Source organism: Thalassotalea sp. LPB0316, from assembly GCF_014898095.1.
GTDB lineage: Bacteria > Pseudomonadota > Gammaproteobacteria > Enterobacterales > Alteromonadaceae > Thalassotalea_G.
Genome location: NZ_CP062946.1, coordinates 489,080 through 513,478, shown reverse-complemented (window position 1 = coordinate 513,478; position 24,399 = coordinate 489,080). Strand labels below are relative to the sequence as shown.

General features: G+C 42.4%; 17 protein-coding genes, 5 tRNA genes and 1 rRNA gene. All 23 read left to right on the top strand.

What is annotated here, in order from left to right; genetic code table 11:
• Positions 1–36 precede the first annotated feature (36 nt).
• The 23 genes from rrf to rpsG all read left to right on the top strand — a co-directional run bounded on the left by rrf (position 37) and on the right by rpsG (position 24,285).
• A 5S ribosomal RNA gene (gene rrf, locus LP316_RS02290) occupies positions 37–151 on the top strand.
• A gap of 975 nt (positions 152–1,126) precedes the next feature.
• Positions 1,127–2,326 carry an outer membrane beta-barrel protein gene (locus tag LP316_RS02285; RefSeq protein ID WP_193022480.1) on the top strand — a complete coding sequence of 400 codons (1,200 nt, stop codon included), beginning with the start codon at positions 1,127–1,129 and terminating at the stop codon, positions 2,324–2,326.
• A complete protein-coding gene (locus tag LP316_RS02280) occupies positions 2,313–2,840 on the top strand; it encodes a polysaccharide biosynthesis/export family protein (RefSeq protein WP_193022479.1) in 528 nt (175 codons plus the stop codon). The genes LP316_RS02285 and LP316_RS02280 overlap by 14 nt, the downstream gene beginning before the upstream one ends.
• Positions 2,837–4,996, top strand: a complete 2,160-nt coding sequence (locus LP316_RS02275; protein WP_193022478.1) for a GumC family protein — start codon at positions 2,837–2,839, stop codon at positions 4,994–4,996. Before LP316_RS02280 ends, LP316_RS02275 begins: the two co-directional genes overlap by 4 nt.
• Before the next feature lie 28 nt (positions 4,997–5,024).
• Positions 5,025–6,068 (top strand): UDP-N-acetylmuramate dehydrogenase, encoded by a 1,044-nt coding sequence (gene murB, locus LP316_RS02270; protein ID WP_193022477.1) that lies wholly within the window; start codon positions 5,025–5,027, stop codon positions 6,066–6,068.
• On the top strand, positions 6,062–7,027 hold the full coding sequence (gene birA, locus LP316_RS02265) for a bifunctional biotin--[acetyl-CoA-carboxylase] ligase/biotin operon repressor BirA (protein WP_193022476.1): 966 nt from the start codon (positions 6,062–6,064) through the stop codon (positions 7,025–7,027). Before murB ends, birA begins: the two co-directional genes overlap by 7 nt.
• On the top strand, positions 7,024–7,800 hold the full coding sequence (locus LP316_RS02260) for a type III pantothenate kinase (RefSeq protein ID WP_226960784.1): 777 nt from the start codon (positions 7,024–7,026) through the stop codon (positions 7,798–7,800). The genes birA and LP316_RS02260 overlap by 4 nt, the downstream gene beginning before the upstream one ends.
• Before the next feature lie 110 nt (positions 7,801–7,910).
• Positions 7,911–7,986, top strand: a tRNA-Thr gene (locus LP316_RS02255).
• Positions 7,987–8,011: 25 nt separating this feature from the next.
• Positions 8,012–8,096 (top strand) — tRNA-Tyr (locus LP316_RS02250).
• A gap of 177 nt (positions 8,097–8,273) precedes the next feature.
• A tRNA-Gly gene (locus LP316_RS02245) sits at positions 8,274–8,348 on the top strand.
• A gap of 14 nt (positions 8,349–8,362) precedes the next feature.
• A tRNA-Thr gene (locus tag LP316_RS02240) sits at positions 8,363–8,438 on the top strand.
• Between the two features lie 70 nt (positions 8,439–8,508).
• On the top strand, positions 8,509–9,693 hold the full coding sequence (gene tuf, locus LP316_RS02235) for an elongation factor Tu (RefSeq protein WP_193022464.1): 1,185 nt from the start codon (positions 8,509–8,511) through the stop codon (positions 9,691–9,693).
• 979 nt (positions 9,694–10,672) lie between these two features.
• Positions 10,673–10,749, top strand: a tRNA-Trp gene (locus LP316_RS02230).
• 76 nt (positions 10,750–10,825) lie between these two features.
• Positions 10,826–11,206 carry a preprotein translocase subunit SecE gene (gene secE / locus LP316_RS02225; RefSeq protein WP_193022475.1) on the top strand — a complete coding sequence of 127 codons (381 nt, stop codon included), beginning with the start codon at positions 10,826–10,828 and terminating at the stop codon, positions 11,204–11,206.
• Positions 11,207–11,208: 2 nt separating this feature from the next.
• Positions 11,209–11,781 (top strand): transcription termination/antitermination protein NusG, encoded by a 573-nt coding sequence (gene nusG, locus LP316_RS02220; protein ID WP_193022474.1) that lies wholly within the window; start codon positions 11,209–11,211, stop codon positions 11,779–11,781.
• Positions 11,782–12,001: 220 nt separating this feature from the next.
• On the top strand, positions 12,002–12,430 hold the full coding sequence (gene rplK / locus LP316_RS02215) for a 50S ribosomal protein L11 (protein WP_193022473.1): 429 nt from the start codon (positions 12,002–12,004) through the stop codon (positions 12,428–12,430).
• Positions 12,431–12,434: 4 nt separating this feature from the next.
• Positions 12,435–13,130: a 50S ribosomal protein L1 gene (rplA, locus tag LP316_RS02210; protein WP_193022472.1), complete on the top strand. Its 696-nt coding sequence runs from the start codon at positions 12,435–12,437 to the stop codon at positions 13,128–13,130.
• A gap of 273 nt (positions 13,131–13,403) precedes the next feature.
• Positions 13,404–13,898 (top strand): 50S ribosomal protein L10, encoded by a 495-nt coding sequence (gene rplJ / locus LP316_RS02205; protein WP_193022471.1) that lies wholly within the window; start codon positions 13,404–13,406, stop codon positions 13,896–13,898.
• A gap of 108 nt (positions 13,899–14,006) precedes the next feature.
• Positions 14,007–14,375, top strand: a complete 369-nt coding sequence (gene rplL / locus LP316_RS02200) for a 50S ribosomal protein L7/L12 (protein WP_193022470.1) — start codon at positions 14,007–14,009, stop codon at positions 14,373–14,375.
• Positions 14,376–14,617: 242 nt separating this feature from the next.
• Entirely contained in the window at positions 14,618–18,646 is a 4,029-nt protein-coding gene (rpoB, locus tag LP316_RS02195; RefSeq protein WP_193022469.1) for a DNA-directed RNA polymerase subunit beta, read from the top strand.
• 97 nt (positions 18,647–18,743) lie between these two features.
• Positions 18,744–22,961, top strand: coding sequence for a DNA-directed RNA polymerase subunit beta' (rpoC, locus tag LP316_RS02190; RefSeq protein ID WP_193022468.1), 4,218 nt, complete (start codon positions 18,744–18,746; stop codon positions 22,959–22,961).
• A 396-nt stretch (positions 22,962–23,357) separates the two neighbouring features.
• Entirely contained in the window at positions 23,358–23,732 is a 375-nt protein-coding gene (gene rpsL, locus LP316_RS02185) for a 30S ribosomal protein S12 (protein WP_193022467.1), read from the top strand.
• Between the two features lie 79 nt (positions 23,733–23,811).
• Entirely contained in the window at positions 23,812–24,285 is a 474-nt protein-coding gene (gene rpsG / locus LP316_RS02180; protein WP_193022466.1) for a 30S ribosomal protein S7, read from the top strand.
• The last annotated feature ends 114 nt before the right edge of the window (positions 24,286–24,399 follow it).

Sequence of the window (24,399 nt, the reverse complement as noted above, 5' to 3'; positions counted from 1 at the left end):
ATTAGATATCAGATTTCCAGATTGTAACGTTTTTAGTCTAGCGACAATAGCGTTGTGGTACCACCTGATCCCATGCCGAACTCAGAAGTGAAACGCAACTGCGCCGATGGTAGTGTGGGAGGTCCCATGTGAGAGTAGGTCATTGCTAGACACCTATTAAAAGAAAGGACCCAGCTACGGCTGGGTTTTTTCGTTATTGAGATTTGAACTTTTAGGTGAGCGACAATAGTGTTGTGATATCACCTGATCCCATGCGCTCATACCTCAGAAATGCAGAAGTGGCCGTTCCTTGCCATCCCTGGCTCCACGGCATTAGTGCATCCATGCACGTCAAACGCAACTGCGCCGATGGTAGTGTGGGAGGTCCCATGTGACTAAATTGTCTGGAACAATTTAGAACGCAAAGCGACCCAAAGGGTGGAGTACAGGACGTACGGAATAAAGTAGGTCACCGAAAACTGCGTCCATGCGTTTTCGGCATTAACCACATCCATGTGGCTTATTGCTAGACACCTATTAAAGGAAAGAACCCAGCTACGGCTGGTTTTTTTCGTTTATGTTTTTTAATTCTTTGTAGCTGTTTGGGGTCAGAGTCTGTGGACTCTGACCCTTATCTAGCCCGAAAGCTCTGCGCACTGTCAGCCAATTGCTAGGCACCTAAGAAAACATGTCATTCTCGCGAATGCGGGAATCTCCTAGATTCAACGTAAGCTTTGAAAGTTAACTCAAGTAACCGCTGAGCAGCGGCTGGAGATCCCCTGTAACAACATCAGGGGATGACTCACGACCCTCCATAGAAAATAACAGGGCTTTTTTCTTGCCTGAAATCAAAATGCATGACATTTGTGCGAATGCCTGCATAGATGTAGGTAAGTTGAATTATGTAGGAACAAACGTCGATGTCGGAATCTCGTGAAATCTCAATGTGCTTTCAACAGGTTGCCTGGAGGTGTGGTGAAAATTGTATAGAGTTCTCCGGTAAAAACTTCAGGGGGTGACGGCAATTCTCTGTTACTTTGAACTGTCCTATAAAATAAGGACTTCATAAGGCGCCGCTATAAAAAAGTTTAAGTCTAGCGTTAAAGCAGTTAACATAAATTTAAAATAATAATAATTAGATGTTGGTATGAAGTATAAAAGTATTGCGTTTGCTATTGTAGCACTATCATGGAAGTCGATGGCTGCAGCTCCTAGTCATGATATTGACTTTTATAACCTAAATTTTGAGTATATTGAAGGCAATGTTATGGATGTCGATTTTGCCCTTGAATATGGTCACTTATCTAACTTTACACTCGATAGTGATAATGATGATACTCAAACGGTTTCATTGCAGCCCAAGCTTTGGGTTCAAGCACTTTGGGAAAAAAGTTTACTGCAGGCTAAAGTTGACATAAATCACTTAGCACTTACCGATATTGACAATAACGATCACACTAACATTAATGCGCTAACAAAATATCAGTACAAACTCTCTGAAAATAAAAGTCTGTTCTTAACGGGAATGTATCGCAATGTTTTCGAATATCCAGGCGAAGGTATATCGCAAGGTAAAATAGATGAGATCACCGTTGGTGATGAAAAGAGTAACTATTTTGCCAATGTCGGCTTTCGTTACGGCAGTGAGTTTTCTGTAGCCCGAGCTGAGATTCTAGTCGGTACACGAGGCTTTGAGTATGACACAAGACGTGAAGTTTCATCATTACTCGATTTAACAGCGAACTACTTACAGGGCCATTTTGACTATTTAGCTTCAGGGAAAACCTATTTATCAGTCAAAGGTGAATATGAGCAACTTAACTACAATGAAGAAGTAGGGGCAGATAGAGATAGCCTTGCAATATTATTGGGGGCTCAGTGGCGTCACTCGGTATTATTCAAAATGGAAGCTTATGCTGGGATCCAGCAATTGAGCTTTGACGATAAAAACTTAGATGATGATAAGGTTGCCCGATGGGAGCTTGATATGCTCTGGAGCCCAACTGAGTTTACCGAAGTAAATGTTAATGCACGACGTCGAGCCGTTGACGCAACACAGCAAGAAGACAGGTTTAGAATAGTTGAAAACCTTTTGGCAACAGTAACCCATGATTTTACAAGCCAATTAAAAGCAAGTTTTTATCTTGGTTATATGCAAGAACAGGCAATTTTCCCAACTTTTACTCGCAGTGATGATTATCTATTAGCCGGTGGAAAAATCAGTTACAATGTCAATGAAACATTTTCTGTTTATATTAAAGACAGCTTTCGAGAGTTATCATCGACGGAAGAAAGCCTAGATTTTGACAGGAACCACATTGTAGTAGGTATTAATGTTGCGTTATAGCTATTTATTGATATACATCCTATTTGCCATATTGCCGATCGGTAAAGCAAACGCACTTAATTACGTATTAAGTGCGGGTGATAGTGTATTAATTGAAGTCTATGACGAACCAGATTTACGTACTCGGGCTAAAATTGATAAGTCAGGTGTTATCTCATTTCCATTTCTCGATGATGTGCAGGTATCAGGAAAGACGACAGAAGAAATCGAGATGATTATCGATGCAGGCCTGCGCGGGGACTATTTGATTGACCCTCAAGTATCAGTGTCGATAGTGGCTTATCGCCCGTTCTTTATTCATGGTCAAGTTAAAGTGCCCGGCGGGTATCCATATCAGCCTGATTTAACCTTAGATAAGGCACTAGCACTAGCTGGAGGCTTAACTAATCGGGCATCAAAGTCCGATTGGCAGATCACGAGAAAGGTAAATGGTACCTCCAAAATAATCAATGCTGATATTTCCACGGAAATTCAACCTGACGATATTGTAAAAATAGGGCAGAGTTTCTTTTGAGTCATATTGAATCGCAACAACCGATACAAATGCAAGATGATGATGTCTCTTTAGCAGAAGTACTAAGGCCGCTTTGGAATCGGCGTTGGGTTATTATTTTTTGCACGTTACTCGTTACACTAGCGGTAGCGATCTATGTTTCATTGTTAAAGCCGACTTATCAGGCGACTGCGATCTTACTCATTGGCAATAACAAACCTGCGAACACTTTATCGATTAATAATGCTTTTAATGAATCAAGTGCCACTGCAGAGCAAATCCAAACACAATATGAATTACTGCGTTCGAGGAAGTTTGCTGAGCGTGTAATTGCTCGCCTAAACCTTACCGAAAATGAGGAATTTTCTGGGCAAAAGTACAAAAAACTGCTGCCTTGGCAGAATGAAAAAAAACTCACCCAAAAACGTTCGATAGATTATGTTGTTAAGGCCTTCCAACAGCGCCTAACCATCTCGCCGATGGCTAAAACGGAATTAGTCCGTATTAGCTTTTCTGCTTATGATCCTGTGTTAGCTATGCGAGTTGCTAATCAGGTAGGTGTCACCTATTTGCAATACCAAGATGAAATACATACCGCTTCTAAGGAAACCACTTCTCAGTGGTTAGTTGATCAACTAGAAGAATTGGGTAAAAAGCTTGAAGCATCGGAGCATGCACTTCAACAATTTAGAGAATCTGAGAGTATTGTCGATATCCATGGTGTTGTGGGCTTGGTCAGTGCGGAATTAACTGAATTGACCTCAGCCGCGATTCGAGCGGCGCGCCGTGAAGATGATTTGAAAGTAACCTACGACTATATTCAAAAAAACAAAAATAATCTGCAGGAATTAATTGAGTTACCTGAAGTGAGTCACGACGACTTATATATTGGCTTAAAAGGTCAAGAAGAGATCGTTAATCGAAAACATTCGGAATTATCCAAGCGATACGGTCCAAAACATCCTAAGATGATTGCGATCAATGCAGAGATAGCGAGCTTAGAAAAACGAATTGCTGAGCACACTGATAACGTTGTACTTGCATTAACCAAAGACTATTTTGCCGCTAAGGAAAAAGCGGTAGCGACCAATGCTCGGCTAACCGCGGCGAAGCAGGACTTTTTGCGCTTAAGTCGTTTGGAAAATAAATTTTCTCAGCTCGAGCGTGAAGTTGAAACGAATAAAGAGCTGTATAGTAATTATCTAGTTCGCTTGAAAGAAGCCGACGCAATGGGCAATTACAAAACCAACTTCTATGTCCGTTTTATCGATAAAGCAGTGGTACCTAAAAGCCCTTATAAACCGAACAAAATCTTAGCGCTTATCGTGGCGGTTGTGCTGTCTGTGATTTTTATATCAATCATTATCATCATGCGTGAATTACTGATCGATACGTTAAATTCACGTCGTAAGCTCGACAACTTTCACGAAGCGCCGGTATTGGCAATTTTGCCAAAATTTAAGCTCGATAAAAGTGCTCAACAGCGCAATAAATACTACCAAGATAATCGTTTTGTTGAGGCGGTCCGCTCACTTCGCACAGCCCTACTATTTAGACAAGATAAAGCACCACCTAAGATCATAGCCATTACTTCATCGGTACCCAACGAAGGTAAATCGACAGTTGCGCTCGAGTTAGCTCGCTCATTTAGTGAAATGGAAAAAGTGTTGCTGATAGAAGGAGATATGCGTCACCCAACAATTGCAAAAAGTCTCAAGCTAGAACCCAACCGGCCAGGCCTATCTAACCTATTGGCCAAAACTCACGAAATCAACGAATGTATTGTTCGTGACGACCACGTGAAATTGGATATTTTAACCTCTGGTATTACACCGAGTAACCCATTGGCATTTTTGTCGATGAAGCGATTCGGTATGCTAATTAAAGTGTTTGGCAATTTTTATGACCGTATTATTATTGAAACTCCGCCGGTCAACGCGGTGAGTGATGCGGTCATTATTTCTCGTAACGTCGATAGTGTGATTTATATCGTTCATGGCGGTAAAACCAAACGCGATGAAATTTCTGCTGGTTTGAGAACCTTAAAGCAAGTTAGTGCGCCAATCGACGGTGTTGTGATCAACCGCAGTGAAAATATTGATACAACAAAATACCATAATAAGTATTACAATAACCCCGCAAACATCATAAAATTGCCGGTTAGACGACAAGCGTAAAGCTTTTCTCTGGTTAACCGGTAGCTATATGAAATCTGAACAAAACTATTCTCTCAAAGCGAGTAACAGCTTTGCTGTTGAATCTATCACGCCTAAAATTTATTTCCCTGAGACTCACAGTGATTTAGCTAAGCTTGCTAACGTCGTAACAAATCAATCTTATTACTTACTTGGCGAAGGAAGTAATACCTTGTTTTACGAAGAACAAGCCCCGGTGATCATCTCGCCTAAATTCTTTGGTATCAAAATTACTGAACATGACGATGGCTATGAGATTGATGTCGGTGGCAGTGAGAACTGGCATCACTTAGTTACGTCACTGATTGCTCAAGGTATTTATGGCTTGGAAAATTTAGCGCTAATCCCTGGCACTGTTGGCGCAGCGCCTGTGCAAAATATTGGGGCTTATGGCAAGGAGTTTGCTCAGTTCTGTCGTCGGGTCACCTGGGTTTCTCTGGTTACAGGTGAAGTGCAAGAGCTAACTAGGCAAGCGTGTCAGTTTGGCTATCGCGATAGCGTGTTTAAAGGGCCAAATTACCAACAAGGCGTGATCACCAACGTTCGCTTTTATTTCCCCAAAAAATGGCAACTCGTCGCAGAATATGGTGATTTAAAACAGCTAAGTTCTGGCGCTAGCCCAGAGCAAGTAATGAATAAAGTTATCGAGATAAGACAACAGAAATTACCTGATCCTAAGCTTTTACCAAATGCTGGTAGCTTTTTTAAGAATCCTGTTGTCGATAGTCAAACGGCAGAGCAATTAAAGGCGAGTTACCCGAACATCCCTACTTATCCAGTGACCAACAACCAAGTTAAATTGGCCGCCGGTTGGTTAATTGAACAGGCTGGGCTAAAAGGCTATCAGCAAGATGGTGTCGGCGTGCACCAAGAGCAAGCGCTTGTGCTAGTTAATTTCGCCAGTGAATCTGGTGCAGCGGTGATAAAGCTAGCCAAGCACGTACAAAAAACTGTGCAGGACAAGTTCGGCATTAAAATAAGCCCTGAAGTTAGATTGATCAGTCATCAGGGCGAACAAGATTTTGACCAGATAGTTGTAGGCCAAACATGTTAAGAGAACAAATTTTAACGGTGCTGAGCCAAGGTAAATTTGTTTCAGGTGAAGCACTAGGAAAAATGTTTGGTGTCACTAGAGCGGCGATAGCGAAACACATAAAGGCCATCAATGAGATGGGCGTTGACGTTTATTCCGTTCATGGCAAAGGGTATAGGCTGTCAAATCCTTTGGTGTTGCTTGATAAAGCGGTGATCGAAAAGCAATTACAAAATCGAGGACTAAATTTTAGGGTTGATAGCCACGCCATGATTGATTCAACCAACAGTTTTCTCATGCGCAAGCTACCCAATAACGTTAAGCAGGGCGATATTTGTATCGCTGAATACCAAAGTCATGGCAGAGGCCGTCGAGGTCGTCAGTGGATTTCTCCTTTTGGGAGTCACCTGTATTTATCTATGTACTGGTCGCTTGAGCAAGGAGTCAATGCCGCCATGGGGATGAGCGTCGCAGTAGCACTGGCTATCTACGATACTATCATTGAATTAACCGGTGAAAGTGTTCAATTGAAATGGCCAAATGACGTATACTGGCAAGGAAAAAAACTCGCAGGTATCCTAATTGAATTGGAAGGCCAGCCGCTTGAGCCTAGCCACTCGGTAATAGGTATTGGCCTCAATATTAATATGCCGGACAAAAGTGCCGAACTAATCGACCAGCCGTGGAGTGCTTTGAGTCAGTTTAGTAAGTCTATCGACAGAAACTTGCTTGCTAGTGAACTGATTTTTAATCTTCAACGTCGATTGTCTGAGCACGCCCAATCGGGGTTGAAAACCATGATAGACACATGGAATCAACTAGACTGGTTTATTGAGCAGCCGGTTAAAATTATTTCTGGTGAAAAAGAAACGCTCGGTATTTGTAAAGGTATTGATCACAATGGCGCATTGCGACTTGACGTGAACGGCGCAATACAAACAATTTACGGTGGTGAAGTGAGTTTGCGAGGGCAGGAGTGAAGTTATTAATAGACTGCGGTAATACGCGGATGAAATATGCATACTTCGATGGCAATAAGTTAATAAGTAAAGCTTATTTGGTCAACGATGCCATCAATGAGCAAACATTGGGTTCATTATTGAAAGGCATACATACAATTTGCCTATCGAGTGTCTCTGATCAAGCGTTGTATAACACAATAAACAAAGTCGCGAGTGGTCAAGGCATCAAAGTCATTTGTGCTAAAACTCAAGCATCTACCAATGGCGTTGTTTGTGGTTATGATAATTATCAGCAACTCGGCGTTGATCGCTGGTTAGCCATATTAGGGGCTGATAGTCTTAAGCCAAATACTCATGTTGTGATTATTGATGCGGGTACAGCAACAACGGTGGATATATTAACTGCCGATAAACGTCATTTAGGCGGTTGGATATTACCAGGGGTTGAGACTATTCACGATGCCATAACAACACGCGCGGCTAACGTTAAGTCGACGTATCAACCCATTGACCAACTTGCTTTTGGTAAGTCAACTCAAGAAAACGTTAATCAAGCAAGTTGGGCGGCCACGCTTGGCTTAATTGAAATGGCCTGTAAGATACTTGAGCAGACAATAGCAACTAATACAGACGAAAATAATTTCGCACAGACCACCGAACTAATATTTACCGGTGGTAATGGTGAACGATTAATGACCTTATTTCAGCGAAACTCAAGCCTACATTGCAGCTTTATTGATGTGTTAGTCTTTCACGGTTTAAATCAATATCTGCAATCTCCAGTGAAATAGTACAAAGTCGGTTAAAAAAACATCGAATAGCGAAAAACATTCAACTTTTTTCTATTTATCTATTGCAAGCCCATCAGCATTACTCTAGAATTCGCTCCACTTAATGTAGTGCCGACTTAGCTCAGTTGGTAGAGCAACTGACTTGTAATCAGTAGGTCGCCAGTTCGACTCCGGCAGTCGGCACCATTAATACTTTATGAAATAAAGTCCTGGAGGGGTTCCCGAGTGGCCAAAGGGATCAGACTGTAAATCTGACGGCTCCGCCTTCGGTGGTTCGAATCCACCTCCCTCCACCATTTTACTTAGACGCCTAGCGTCATAGGTGAAGACGAGTTGGATGAGAACTTAGGTTCGACAAAATTGTCTGGAACAATTTTGAATGCGCAAGCAGCCCGCAAGGGTAAAAGGCAGGAGCCTTTTATAATCCACCTCCCTCCACCATTTTTTATATGCAGAGATAGTCTGATAGCTTAGCGGGTGTCGTATACTGGCTATTACCTTAGCCTTCCAAGCTAATGAAGCGGGTTCGATTCCCGCCACCCGCTCCATATTTGTGCATTGTGCTGATATAGCTCAGTTGGTAGAGCGCACCCTTGGTAAGGGTGAGGTCGGCAGTTCGAATCTGCCTATTAGCACCATTCCCAATTACCTATCCTTCTATCTTTAACTAAACTTTTTAAACTAAACTTTAACTTAAGGTATTTAAAAGTGGCTAAAGAAAAATTTGAACGTTCGAAACCGCACGTAAACGTTGGTACTATCGGACACGTTGACCACGGTAAAACAACTTTAACAGCTGCTATCTCTGCAGTATTAACAAAAACTCACGGTGGTGAAGTTCGTGATTTCGCTCAAATCGATAACGCTCCAGAAGAGCGTGAGCGTGGTATTACAATCAATACTTCTCACATTGAGTACGACACAGAATCACGTCACTACGCACACGTAGACTGTCCTGGTCACGCCGATTACGTTAAAAACATGATCACAGGTGCTGCACAAATGGACGGCGCGATCTTAGTAGTAGCTGCTACAGATGGTCCAATGCCACAAACACGTGAGCACATCTTATTATCTCGCCAAGTTGGTGTACCTTACATCATTGTTTTCTTAAACAAGTGTGACATGGTAGACGACGAAGAGTTATTAGAATTAGTAGAAATGGAAGTACGTGAGTTACTTTCAGAGTACGACTTCCCAGGTGATGACTTACCAATCATCCAAGGTTCAGCATTAGGCGCACTTAACGGTGAAGCACAATGGGAAGAGAAAATCTTAGAACTTGCTAACGAATTAGACACATACATTCCAGAGCCAGAGCGTGCAATCGACGGTGACTTCATCTTACCAATCGAAGACGTATTCTCAATCCAAGGTCGTGGTACAGTAGTAACAGGTCGTGTAGAGCGCGGTATCATCCGTGTAGGTGACGACGTAGAAATCGTAGGTATCAAAGATACAACAACGACAACATGTACTGGTGTAGAGATGTTCCGCAAGCTTCTTGACGAAGGTCGTGCAGGTGAGAACTGTGGTGTATTATTACGTGGTACTAAGCGTGATGAAGTTCAACGTGGTCAAGTACTTGCTAAGCCAGGTTCAATCACTCCACACACGAAGTTCGAATCAGAAGTTTACGTATTAACAAAAGATGAAGGAGGTCGTCATACACCATTCTTCAAAGGTTACCGTCCACAGTTCTACTTCCGTACAACAGACATCACAGGTGCTGTAGAGTTACCGGAAGGTGTAGAAATGGTAATGCCAGGCGACAACCTTAAGTTTGTTGTTGAGCTAATCAACCCAATCGCGATGGATGAAGGTTTACGCTTCGCTATCCGTGAAGGTGGCCGTACAGTAGGTGCTGGTGTTGTATCTAAGATTCTTGACTAATCTTTGATAACAAACCAATCCTAAAAAAGAGCACTTCGGTGCTCTTTTTTTTGTTTTAGAGGCCAGCTTCACGGTGTTCCGTGATGAGAAAATGCGTTAAGAAAAGAGTCCTAATGGACTGTTTTTAGTAATTTTCACAAGCGCCTCTGGCGCGCAGTTGAGCGGCGTACAGTAGGTGCTGGTGTTGTATCTAAGATTCTTGACTAATCTTTGATAACAAACCAAACCTAAAAAAGAGCACTTCGGTGCTCTTTTTTTGTTTTTACATATTCGTCATTCCGGCGGTGTTTTAGGCCGGAATCCTTTGTTGATAAGACTTGTTGTAACGTCAGGAGATCCTGAGCTCGCTTGGCTCCTCAGGATGACGTCATTGGAGGAGAGTGATTGTGTGGTATTCGTCATTCCGGCGGTGTCTTAGGCCGGAATCTCTTGTTAATAAGACTCGTTGTAACGTCAGGAGATCCTGAGCTCGCTTGGCTCCTCAGGATGACGGTCTTTGCGCAGAGAGAATGAATGGTATTCGTCATTCCGGCGGTGTCTTAGGCCGGAATTCTTTGTTGATAAGACTTGTTGTAATGTCAGGAGAACCTGAGCTCGCTTTGCTCCTCAGGATGACGGCATTTGAGGAGAGTGATTGTGTGGTATTCGTCATTCCGGCGGTGTATTAGGCCAGAATCTCTTATGAATTAATCTTTTCTATGGAATCATAAGGTGATGTATCAAAATATAACCACTCAATTTTACATATATCATAAACCTTTTGAGCGCTAGGCTCGCTCAAACTTTTCTTTAGATGCACTAAAATAAGCTAGTCACTATGGTTAATGAACGAAGCGCTTCAAGAAGAAAAGCAAATTTATCGACAATCAGAAAATGATCTTGAGTTACTCGACTAAGCCAGTATAATAGCGACCTCACTTCTCGAGTTACTCTTAAATCCCAAAAAAACAAGATTCACCCGATAAGTGTAAGTGTATATAGGGGTATAGTTCCAATTGGTAGAACAGCGGTCTCCAAAACCGACGGTTGGGAGTTCGAATCTCTCTACCCCTGCCAAATTATTGTTTAGTGATATCAACCTTCACTAAAAGAAGTAGCTAAAATTGCTAAAGACGATTTACGGGTCAAATATATGAATGCAAGTACGGAAAACCAAACAGGCGGTTCTCTCGATGTACTAAAATGGGGGCTAACGCTTCTTATTTTAGCGGGTGCTGTTTTTGGTAACTATTATTTTAGTAACGAATCAGTATTATTTCGCGCAATTGGCGTGGTGGTAGCAGTAGTGATTGCCGCGTTTATCGCAGCACAAACTGAAAAAGGCCGTACGTTTATTGAGTTTGCTAAAGAATCAAGAACTGAAGTTCGCAAAGTCGTTTGGCCAACACGCCAAGAAGCCTTGCAAACAACAGGTATTGTACTTGTGGCAACTTTAATAATGTCGTTAATTTTATGGGGCATTGACTCTCTATTAATGTGGGTTGTTGGCTTAATCACTGGAGTTTCGGCGTAATTATGACTGACGAAAAATCATTTACAGAAGAAAACGCAGCACCAAAATTGCGTTGGTACGTAGTTCAAGCGTTTTCAGGCTACGAAGCTCGCGTGCAAAAGACATTACTTGAGCACATCCAAATTCACGGTTTAGAAGATAAATTCGGTCAAATCCTAGTACCAACAGAAGAAGTTGTCGAAATGCGTGCTGGTCAAAAGCGCAAGAGTGCTCGCAAGTTCTTCCCAGGTTATGTATTAGTTGAAATGGCGATGGATGAAGAAGCATGGCACTTAGTTAAAAGTGTTCCACGTGTACTCGGCTTTATCGGTGGTACGTCAGATCGCCCTGCACCTATCACACAACGTGAAGCGGATCGCATATTGCAACGCCTAGAAGACTCAACTGATAAGCCTAAACCTAAAACATTGTTTGAAGTGGGTGAGGTTGTCCGTGTTATCGATGGTCCATTTGCTGACTTTAACGGTGTTGTTGAAGAGTTAGACTACGAGAAAAACCGCATCAAAGTATCTGTGCTTATTTTCGGTCGTTCTACGCCAGTTGATCTTGAATTCTCACAAGTTGAAAAAGGCTAATTTTAATTATTTGTTAAATTAGAACGTTAATTTAAATTAGTACTTGAAACGGTAGTGTTGATTATTTTATAATCCGCTACCGTTTTTATTTGGGCGGGCGAAAGCTGGCCGAAAACGGTAAATTTTAATCCACGGGGAGCTAACACTTCTACCCTTTTAAAGGGGCGGTGTAGTGTTCGAAAGAACTAGCGATATTACCCATAACAAAGGTTTTATAAAGATGGCTAAAAAAGTCCAAGCTTTAATCAAGCTACAAGTAGCTGCTGGTGCAGCTAACCCGTCACCACCAGTTGGTCCTGCTTTAGGTCAACACGGTGTTAACATCATGGAATTCTGTAAAGCATTCAACGCTCGTACAGATGCATTAGACAAAGGCGCTCCAGTACCAGTAGTTATTACTGTATACAATGACCGTTCTTTCACGTTCGAAACTAAGACTCCACCTGCATCTTACTTACTTAAGAAAGCTGCTGGTATCAAGTCAGGTTCAGGTCGTCCTAACACTGAAAAAGTTGGTACTGTTACACGTGCTCAACTTGAAGAAATCGTTAAGATGAAAGAACCAGATTTAACAGCAGGCGACATGGACGCAGCTGTTAATACTATCGCGGGCTCTGCTCGTTCAATGGGCTTAGTGGTAGAGGGTTAATCGAATGGCTAAATTATCAAAGCGCGCTCGTCTTATCCGTGAAAAAGTAGACGTATTAAAAGACTATGAAATCAATGAAGCATTAGCACTTTTAAAAGAATTAGCGACAGCTAAATTCAAAGAAAGTGTAGATGTTGCTATCAACTTAGGTATCGATGCTCGTAAATCAGACCAAAACGTTCGTGGTGCAACTGTACTACCAAACGGTACGGGTCGTGACGTTCGCGTTGCTGTTTTCACTCAAGGTGCAAACGCAGATAAAGCGAAAGAAGCAGGTGCTGACATCGTTGGTATGGACGACTTAGCTGAACAAGTTAAAGCGGGTCAAATGGACTTCGACGTTGTTATTGCTACTCCAGATGCAATGCGTGTTGTAGGTCAGTTAGGTCAAATCTTAGGCCCACGTGGCTTAATGCCTAACCCGAAGGTTGGTACTGTAACTCCAGACGTAGTAACTGCGGTTAACAACGCAAAAGCTGGTCAAATCCGTTACCGTAACGACAAAAACGGCATCATCCATACAACAATCGGTAAGGTTGATTTCGAAGACGCTAAGTTACAAGAAAACTTAGAAGCATTATTGGAAGCGCTTAAGAAAGCAAAACCAGCTAATGCTAAAGGTCAATACATTAAGAAGATCTCTGTATCAACAACTATGGGTGCTGGTGTATCTGTAGATCAAGGTACTTTAAACTTCTAAGACCTTTACAGGGGTGAAATATTGAACTATAATTTCGCCCCTTATTTTTGGTAGGAACTGTTTTTAAAGTTGATTTTTAAACAGTCCCGTCAAAGACCGTAGGTGGTTTGCATGTTAGCTTAGCTAATTAGTTAACCTTAATTTTCCTACGTAGATGGTGATTACCCAGATATTTCCTTAAATTTCTGGCTCTCGCCGTAATGGCCGTAAGTCGAAGACATACGGAGTTGTAATTACCGGAGTTAAATCCGGTTGAACCAGGAGTTAAAGCCAATGGCTATCAATCTTGATGACAAAAAAGCAATTGTTGCTGAAGTTCATGAAGCTGCCAATGGCGCTCAGTCAGCTGTAATCGCGGATTCTCGCGGTATCACAGTTGAAGCAATTACTGCTTTACGTAAGCAAGCACGTGAAAATGGCGTATGGATGAAAGTTGTCCGTAACACATTAGCACGTCGTGCTTTAGAAGGTACTGAATTTGAATGTGTTACTGAAACACTAGTTGGTCCTTCATTAATTGCATTTTCAAACGAGCACCCAGGTGCAGCAGCGCGTTTATTCACAGATTTCGCTAAAGAAAACGAAAACTTTGAATTAAAAGCTGCAGCATTCGAAGGAAACGCAGTAGACGTTGCGATGTTAGCGAAGCTACCAACGTACGACGAAGCAATTGCACGTTTAATGAGCGCTATGAAAGAAGCATCTGCAGGCAAATTATGCCGCACGATTGCAGCAATTCGCGATCAGAAAGAGCAAGAAGCTGCTTAATAGTTGTTACCCTCTTGTTTATAAGAGACCAACTCGCACTTTTTGTATTTTATAGTTATTTCAAACAATCATATTTAGATTGTTTACCTAAACACAGGAAATTGAATAATGTCTATTTCTAAAGACGATATCCTAAATGCTATTGCTGAAATGTCAGTAATGGACGTAGTAGAATTAATTGAAGCAATGGAAGAGAAGTTCGGCGTATCAGCTGCTGCTGCTGTTGCTGTTGCTGGTGGTGACGCTGGCGGTGCTGCTGCTGAGCAAACTGAATTCGACGTAATCTTAGCTGGTTTCGGCGATAAGAAAGTTGCTGTAATCAAAGCAGTACGTGGCGCAACTGGCCTTGGCTTAAAAGAAGCTAAAGAATTAGTTGAAGCTGCTCCTAAAGCTCTTAAAGAAGGTGTTTCTAAAGAAGAAGCTGAAGCACTTAAGAAAGATCTTGAAGAAGCAGGTGCTACTGTTGAGATCAAATAATCTGTTTATTGACAGATTACTTGCCTAACAGGCATTGGCTGGTGATTTAAACGTCACCGGCCTTTTTGCGCTAAATAAAGTGGTTTTTTTTTACACAAAAACAGTGCATTATTAAAAGTTTAGACGTATTGCCAAGTTGACTGCATATTAATCAGTGTGCAATCAACTTGGCATTTGATGTCACAGCAATAGGCTGTCTGCTCCCAGACAGATTCGGTATAACCAGCTAGCTGAGGAACCCCATGGTTTACTCTTACTCTGAAAAGAAACGAATTAGAAAGGACTTTGGTAAAAGTGCACAAGTAATGGATTATCCATTCTTGTTGTCCATCCAACTCGAATCTTTCCGAAAGTTCATTGATATTGATCCTACTGGCGAAACCGGTTTAGAAGCCGCGTTCCGTTCAATCTTTCCAATTAAAAGCTACTCAGGTAGCTCAGAATTACAATACGTAAGCTACCGTTTAGGTGAGCCATTATTTGACGTTAAAGAATGTCAAATTCGCGGCGTTACGTATTCTGCTCCTTTACGTGTGAAATTACGCTTAGTGCTGTACGATAAAGACGCACCAGCTGGCACAGTAAAAGATATCAAAGAGCAAGAAGTGTATATGGGTGAAATCCCATTAATGACAGAGAACGGTACGTTCGTTATTAATGGTACTGAGCGTGTTATTGTTTCGCAATTACACCGTTCACCAGGTGTTTTCTTTGATCACGACAAAGGTAAAACACACTCTTCAGGTAAAGTGTTATACAACGCACGTGTAATCCCTTACCGTGGTTCTTGGTTAGACTTTGAGTTTGACCCGAAAGATAACTTATTCGTACGTATTGACCGTCGTCGTAAATTACCGGCGTCAATTATTTTGCGCGCTTTAGATTACTCAACTGAAGAAATCTTAGCGATGTTCTATGACACAACAGCTTTTGAAATCAAAGGCGACAAGATGATCATGGAATTAATCCCAGAGCGCTTACGCGGTGAAACAGCAACCTTCGACATTAAATTACCAAATGGTGATGTCATTGTTGAGCAAGGTCGTCGTATTACAGCGCGTCACATTCGTACATTAGATAAAGAAAATGTTACCGAATTAGAAGTACCAGCAGATTACATCGTAGGCAAAGTGTTATCTAAAGCTTACATCGATGAATCAACGGGTGAAGTTATTGCTGAAGCAAATGCTGAAATTACCTTAGAGTTATTAGCTGAGTTAAGCCAAGCAGGCCACAAAACATTAGACACCTTATACATGAACGAATTTGATGTTGGTTCATATATGTCTGATACCTTGCGCATCGACACAACAACTAACCGCTTAGAGGCCTTAGTTGAAATTTATCGAATGATGCGCCCTGGTGAGCCACCAACAAAGGACGCTGCTGAAGCGTTATTTGCTAACCTATTCTTCTCATTAGAGCGTTATGACTTATCAACAGTAGGTCGTATGAAGTTCAACCGTCGTGTTGGCTTATCAGAAGATACCGGTGAAGGCGTATTATCAAACGACGACATTATCTCTGTAATGAAAACGTTAATCGCGATCCGCGATGGTAAAGGCGAAACAGATGATATCGATCACTTAGGTAACCGTCGTATCCGTAGCGTTGGCGAAATGGCAGAAAACCAATTCCGCGTTGGCTTAGTTCGTGTAGAGCGTGCTGTACGTGAGCGTTTATCATTAGGTGATTTAGATGCAGTAATGCCGCAAGACCTAATTAATGCTAAGCCGATCTCTGCAGCGGTTAAAGAATTCTTTGGTTCATCACAACTTTCTCAGTTCATGGATCAAAACAACCCGTTATCAGAAGTAACACATAAGCGTCGTATTTCTGCATTAGGCCCAGGTGGTTTAACGCGTGAACGCGCAGGCTTCGAAGTACGTGACGTTCACCCAACCCACTACGGTCGTGTTTGTCCAATCGAAACGCCAGAAGGTCCAAACATCGGTCTAATTAACTCGTTATCTTGTTACGCGCGTACCAACGATTACGGTTTCTTAGAAACACCATACCGCAAGATTGTTGATGGTGTGGTAACGGACGAAGTTGATTACTTATCGGCAATCGAAGAAGGTAACTTCGTGGTTGCACAGGCGAACGCTGAAGTAGATGAAAACGGTAAATTAGTTGATGGCTTAGTACCATGTCGTCACAAAAACGAATTTACCTTAATGTCTGCTGAACAAGTTCAGTATATGGATGTATCTCCACAGCAAATCGTTTCTGTAGCAGCATCACTAATTCCATTCCTAGAGCACGATGATGCTAACCGTGCCTTGATGGGTGCGAACATGCAACGTCAAGCTGTACCTACATTAAAAGCTGATAAGCCTTTAGTCGGTACAGGTATGGAAAAAACTATCGCGGTAGACTCAGGTGTAACTGCAGTTGCTAAGCGCGGTGGTGTTGTTGATTACGTAGATGCATCTCGTATCGTAGTGAAAGTAAATGAAGATGAAATGGTGCCAGGTGAAGCTGGTATCGATATCTACAACTTAACTAAATACACGCGTTCTAACCAAAACACATGTATCAACCAACGTCCAACGTGTCGCGTAGGTGAGCCAGTTGTTCGTGGTGATGTATTAGCAGATGGTCCTTCAACTGACTTAGGTGACTTAGCACTTGGTCAAAACATGCGTATCGCATTCATGCCTTGGAATGGTTACAACTTCGAGGATTCGATGTTGATTTCTGAGCGTGTAGCGCAAGAAGACCGTTTTACAACGATTCACATTCAAGAATTATCTTGTATCGCACGTGACACTAAATTAGGTGCTGAAGAAATCACTTCAGACATTCCTAACGTTGGTGAATCAGCACTGAGCAAGCTAGATGAGTCTGGCGTTGTTTACATTGGTGCTGAAGTTAAAGGCGGCGACATCTTAGTAGGTAAAGTAACGCCTAAAGGTGAAACGCAATTAACACCAGAAGAAAAACTATTACGTGCAATCTTCGGTGAAAAAGCAGCTGACGTAAAAGACAGCTCGTTACGTGTACCAAACTCTGTTTCAGGTACTATCATCGACGTACAAATCTTCACTCGTGATGGCGTTGAAAAAGATCAACGTGCATTAGAAATTGAAGAAATGCAATTAAAAGAAGTTAAGAAAGATTTAGGCGATGAGTTCTCTATCTTAGAAGACGGCATTTACGCACGTGCTAAGAAACTACTCCTTTCTGCCGGCTTAAATGAATCTGATATTAACTCAATGTCTCGCGACAAGTGGTTAGTTCAAAACTTATCTGACGAAGGTCAACAAGCTGAATTAGAGCAAATCGCTGAGCAGTACGACACAATCAAAGAAGAGTTTGACAAGAAGTACGAAACTAAGCGCCGTAAGATCACTCAAGGTGATGACTTAGCGCCTGGCGTATTAAAAATTGTTAAAGTTTACTTAGCGGTTAAGCGTCGTATTCAGCCTGGTGATAAGATGGCTGGTCGTCACGGTAACAAAGGTGTTATCTCAAACGTAGTACCTGTTGAAGATATGCCATATGACCAAAACGGTGTGCCGGTAGATATCGTGCTTAACCCGTTAGGTGTACCGTCGCGTATGAACATCGGTCAGATCTTAGAAACTCACTTAGGTATGGCGGCACGCGGTATCGGTGAAAAGATTGATCGCATGATCAAAGCACAACAAGAAGTGGCTAAATTACGCAGCTTCTTAAAAGAAGTTTACGAGTTAGGTGAGTCTCGCCAAGAAGTTGATATTGATAGCTTCTCTGACGATGAAATCATGCGCTTAGCAGAAAACTTACGTGCTGGTCTTCCAATAGCTACACCGGTATTCGATGGTGCGAGCGAGAAGGAAATCAAAGAGCTATTCAAGCTTGCTGATATGCCTGAAAGTGGTCAGTTCATCTTAACTGATGGTCGTACCGGTCGTGAATTTGAGCGTCCAGTGACTGTTGGTTACATGTACATGCTGAAACTAAACCACTTAGTTGATGACAAGATGCATGCTCGTTCAACCGGTTCATACTCACTAGTTACTCAGCAACCACTAGGTGGTAAAGCTCAGTTCGGTGGTCAGCGTTTCGGTGAGATGGAGGTATGGGCACTTGAAGCATACGGTGCTGCTTACACCTTACAAGAAATGCTTACGGTTAAGTCTGATGACGTGAACGGTCGTACTAAGATGTATAAGAACTTAGTAGACGGTGATCACCGTATGGAACCTGGTATGCCTGAATCGTTCAATGTATTGCTTAAAGAGATCCGCTCTTTAGGTATCAACATTGAATTAGATCAGGAATAACGGTCAAGAGGTTAGCTAACAAGAAGTTAGCATAGCAAGAGGGCACTGAGTTATTAGTTGCCCTCTTACAAGGTTTAACTCCGACAGGAGATAGAGTGTGAAAGATTTACTTAAGTTTCTTAAGCAACAAAATCAAACAGAAGAATTCGATGGTATTCGCATCGGACTTGCTTCACCTGATCAAATTCGTTCATGGTCATTCGGTGAAGTTAAGAAGCCAGAGACAATTAACTACCGTACGTTCAAGCCAGAGCGTGACGGTTTATTCTGTGCACGTATTTTCGGCCCAGTAAAAGACTACGAATGTCTTTGTGGTAAATACAAGCGCTTAAAGCACCGTGGTGTAATTTGTGAAAAATGTGGTGTTGAAGTAACACTAACTAAAGTACGTCGTGAGCGTATGGGTCACATTGAATTAGCAAGCCCAGTTGCCCACATTTGGTTCTTAAAATCATTGCCATCGCGTATCGGTTTATTATTAGACATGACCTTACGTGATATCGAGCGTGTTTTATACTTCGAATCATATGTTGTTACCGAACCAGGTATGACAACATTAGAGAAGAGCCAAATCTTAACAGAAGAAGAATACCTTGACGCGTTAGAAGAGCACGGTGACGAGTTCGACGCTAAGATGGGTGCTGAAGCGGTTCTTGCTTTATTAGAGCAAATCGACCTTGAAGGCGACATCGCGCAAATGCGTGAAGAGTTACCAGAAATCGGTTCTGAAACTAAGCGTAAGAAAATTACTAAGCGCTTAAAGTTAATGGAAGCATTCGCGCAATCTGGCAACAAGCCTGAGTGGATGATCATGTCGGTTCTTCCGATCCTTCCACCAGATTTGCGTCCATTAGTACCACTAGATGGTGGCCGTTTCGCAACGTCTGACCTAAATGATTTATACCGTCGCGTAATCAACCGTAACAACCGTTTGAAGCGTCTATTAGACCTAGTAGCACCAGACATCATCGTGCGCAACGAAAAGCGTATGTTACAAGAGTCTGTTGATGCGTTATTAGACAACGGTCGTCGTGGTCGTGCAATTACCGGTTCTAACAAGCGTCCACTTAAGTCGCTTGCAGACATGATCAAAGGTAAGCAAGGTCGTTTCCGTCAAAACTTACTTGGTAAGCGTGTTGACTACTCAGGCCGTTCTGTTATTACCGTTGGTCCAACATTGCGTTTACACCAGTGTGGTCTTCCGAAGAAGATGGCACTTGAGCTATTCAAGCCATTTATCTACGGCAAATTAGAAGCACGTGGTTTAGCGACTACAATCAAAGCGGCTAAGAAATTAGTAGAACGTGAAGGCGCAGAAGTATGGGATGTATTAGACGAAGTTATTCGTGAACATCCAGTTATGCTTAACCGTGCACCAACACTTCACAGACTTGGTATCCAAGCATTTGAACCTGTACTGATCGAAGGTAAAGCGATTCATCTTCACCCATTAGTTTGTGCGGCATACAACGCCGACTTCGATGGTGACCAAATGGCGGTACACGTTCCATTAACACTTGAAGCTCAATTAGAAGCTCGTGCGTTAATGATGTCGACAAACAACGTATTATCTCCTGCAAACGGTGATCCAATCATCGTACCATCACAGGACGTTGTTTTAGGTCTTTACTACTTGACTCGTGACCGCGTAAACGGCAAGGGTGAAGGTATGGTTTTTGCCTCTGAAAAAGAAGCAGAAAAAGCCTACCGCACAGGTGTAGCTGAATTACACGCACGTGTTAAAGTTCGTATTACAGAGCATATTCGCAACGCTGAAGGCGAATTAGAAGCGAAAACTGCGGTACGCGATACTACGGTAGGTCGTGCAATTTTATGGCAAGTATGTCCTAAGGGCCTACCATACGATCTTATCGATCAGCCATTAGGTAAAAAGCCAATTTCTCGCTTGATCAACCATGCATACCGTAATCTAGGTCTTAAAGATACCGTTATCTTTGCTGACCACATCATGTACACAGGTTTCCACTATGCGATGATCGCCGGTGCCTCTGTAGGTATTGATGACATGGTTATCCCTGATGCTAAGTACTCAATCATCGAAGGTGCTGAGGAAGAAGTAGCAGAAATCCAAGAGCAGTTCGAGCAAGGTCTTGTTACTGCGGGCGAGAAGTACAACAAAGTTATCGATATTTGGTCATCTGCTAACGAGAAAGTGTCGAAAGCGATGATGGATAACTTATCGAAAGAGCAAATCAAGAATCGTGACGGTGAGATGGAAGAGCAAGACTCATTCAACTCTATCTTCATGATGGCTGACTCGGGTGCTCGTGGTAGTGCGGCACAGATTCGTCAGCTAGCGGGTATGCGTGGTCTAATGGCTAAGCCAGATGGCTCAATCATCGAAACACCAATCACGGCTAACTTCCGTGAAGGTCTAAACGTATTACAGTACTTCATCTCTACTCACGGTGCGCGTAAAGGTCTTGCCGATACGGCACTTAAAACAGCGAACTCGGGTTACCTAACTCGTCGTTTAGTTGATGTTGCACAAGATTTAGTCGTAACTGAGCATGATTGTGGCACTGAAGATGGCCTATTAATGACACCATTAATTGAAGGTGGTGATGTTGTTGAACCATTACGCGAACGCGTACTAGGTCGTGTTGTTGCTGAAGACGTATTAATGCCAGGTACAGAAGACGTATTACTTACCCGTAACACGTTAATTGACGAAGGTTTGTGTGATTTAATTGAGAAGCACTCAATTGACCAAATCAAAGTACGTTCAATCATTACTTGTGAAACTGACTTTGGTATTTGTGCGCACTGTTACGGTCGTGACCTAGCGCGTGGTCATATGATCAACCAAGGTGAAGCAATTGGTGTTGTCGCTGCTCAATCAATCGGTGAGCCAGGTACACAGTTAACGATGCGTACCTTCCACATTGGTGGTGCAGCATCACGTGCGTCAGCTGAAAACTCTGTTCAAGTTAAGAACACGGGTACCTTGAAGTTACAAAACGCTAAGTTCGTTATTAACTCAGAAGGCCGTGCAGTAATTACTTCACGTTCATCAGAACTAACTGTTATTGATGAATTAGGTCGTGAGAAAGAGCGTTATAAAGTGCCTTACGGCTCGGTATTAGCGAAGAACGACGGCGAAGCAATTGAAGCTGGTGAAATCGTAGCGAACTGGGATCCACATACTCACCCAATCATTACTGAGGTAGCGGGTAAGATCAAATTTGTTGACCTAATTGAAGGTTTAACAATGACTCGCCAGACAGATGACCTAACTGGTTTATCAAGCATCGTTGTTACTGATGCGAACCAACGTAGTTCTGCGGGTAAAGAAATGCGCCCAATGGTTAAGCTAGTTGACGAGAAAGGTAATGACGTGATGATCGCTGGCACTGAAATTCCAGCACAGTACTTCTTACCAGGTAACGCGATCGTTAACCTTGAAGATGGTGCGCCAGTTAATATCGGTGACGCGTTAGCGCGTATTCCACAAGAGTCTTCGAAAACTCGTGATATTACCGGTGGTCTTCCACGTGTTGCTGACCTATTCGAAGCGCGTAAGCCAAAAGAGCCTGCGATCCTTGCCGAGAAGACGGGTGTTATCGGTTTCGGTAAAGAAACCAAAGGTAAGCGTCGTCTATTAATCACGCAACCAAGCGGTGAAGTTTACGAAGAGATGATTCCTAAGTGGCGTCAACTTAACGTGTTCGAAGGTGAATCAGTAATTAAAGGTGAAGTTATCGCCGATGGTCCTGAGTCGCCACATGACATCTTACGTTTACGTGGTGTTGCAGCGGTTGCTAACTACATTGTTAACGAAGTACAAGATGTATATCGTTTACAAGGTGTAAAAATCAACGATAAGCACATCGAAGTAATCGTTCGCCAGATGATCCGCAAGTGTGAAATCATTGACGCGGGTGATTCAGAGTTCTTGAAAGGTGAAGTTGTTGAAGTTGCGAATGTAAACATCGCTAACCGTGAGTTAATCGCTCAAGGTAAACAACCAGCTGAAATTGAAATGTTAATGATGGGTATCACTAAAGCATCATTAGCAACTGAGTCATTCATCTCAGCGGCATCGTTCCAGGAAACAACGCGCGTTCTTACTGAAGCAGCTGTTGCTGGTAAGAAAGACAGCTTACGCGGCTTAAAAGAGAACGTAATTGTTGGTCGATTAATCCCAGCAGGTACAGGTTACTCGTATCACCAAGAGCGTGCGCGCAAGCGCAACGAAGCGCTAGCAGCTGAAGAAGTGACAGTGTCACAAGACGAAGCAGCACAAGCGTTAACGGATGCATTAAATGCAGACGGCTTAGGTGACGCTGAATAAGTTACTTGTTAACTAAAAACGAATAATAAAAATCCCCGCTAGCGAGAGTTAGCGGGGATTTTTTTACTCTAAACGCTGTAATGCTGAAGGGCTTTATTGCTCGAAAGTTACCGCATTGTTCGTATCGCGATATAGCGTTCAGGCGTTATCGCCTTTTGGCTATCAACTGGTTTAATCGATCAGATCCTATCCATACGATCTAAAACGATCCTTTTTCAACCAATAACAAGCGTTTTAGCTTGACAGTTTAAAGCTTGACCATTAGAATTCCGCGACCTTGTATTCTACGCTTATTTGCATTGGATATAAGGTTTGATTTTACACACGTTTATTAGCGGGAATAAAAAGCACCAAGGTGTAGTTTACTCCCATGTTTTAATTTAATCAGGAGCTATAATGGCAACTATTAACCAATTGGTACGTAAACCACGTGTCAAGAAAGTTGCGAAGTCTAACGTTCCAGCGTTAGAAGCTTGTCCGCAACGCCGTGGTGTATGTACTCGTGTATATACTACTACACCTAAAAAACCTAACTCAGCACTACGTAAAGTAGCTCGTGTTCGTTTAACTAACGGTTTCGAAGTTACATCTTACATCGGTGGTGAAGGTCACAACTTACAAGAGCATAGCGTTATCTTAATCCGTGGTGGTCGTGTTAAAGACTTACCTGGTGTTCGCTATCACACCGTTCGTGGCGCACTTGACTGTTCAGGTGTTAACGATCGTAGACAAGGCCGTTCTAAGTACGGTGCTAAGCGCCCTAAATCTTAACGGTTTCCGTGAAGTAAGGCCAAATTAAACATTTTTAACGAAATTTTGGGTAACCCCTGAATAATACGGAGAATTTAAGATGCCAAGAAGACGCGTCGTAGGACAACGTAAAATATTACCAGATCCTAAGTTCCATAATGAACTATTAGCAAAATTCATCAACATCCTTATGGTTGATGGCAAGAAATCTACTGCAGAAAAAATCGTATACGGTGCATTAGACATTTTAGCTGAGAAGCAAAACGATAAAGAACACTTAGAGCTTTTCGAAGAAGCTTTAGAAAACATTCGCCCAGCGGTTGAGGTTAAATCTCGTCGTGTAGGTGGTTCTACTTATCAGGTTCCAGTTGAAGTTCGTCCAGTTCGTCGTAACGCTCTAGCCATGCGTTGGTTAGTTGAAGCAGCTCGTAAACGTGGTGAAAAATCAATGGCTCAGCGCCTAGCTAACGAAATGTTAGATGCGTCTGACAACAAAGGTTCAGCGGTTAAGAAACGTGAAGACGTTCACCGTATGGCCGAAGCGAACAAAGCGTTCGCTCATTACCGTTGGTAATATAATGATAAGCGTAGTCGCATTTGCGGCTACGCTTTTCTATTTTTAATAAAAACGTAATAAATTAACGTGAAAATAGCTCGTTAACCTTGAGTATTTTGACGTTAGGTTATT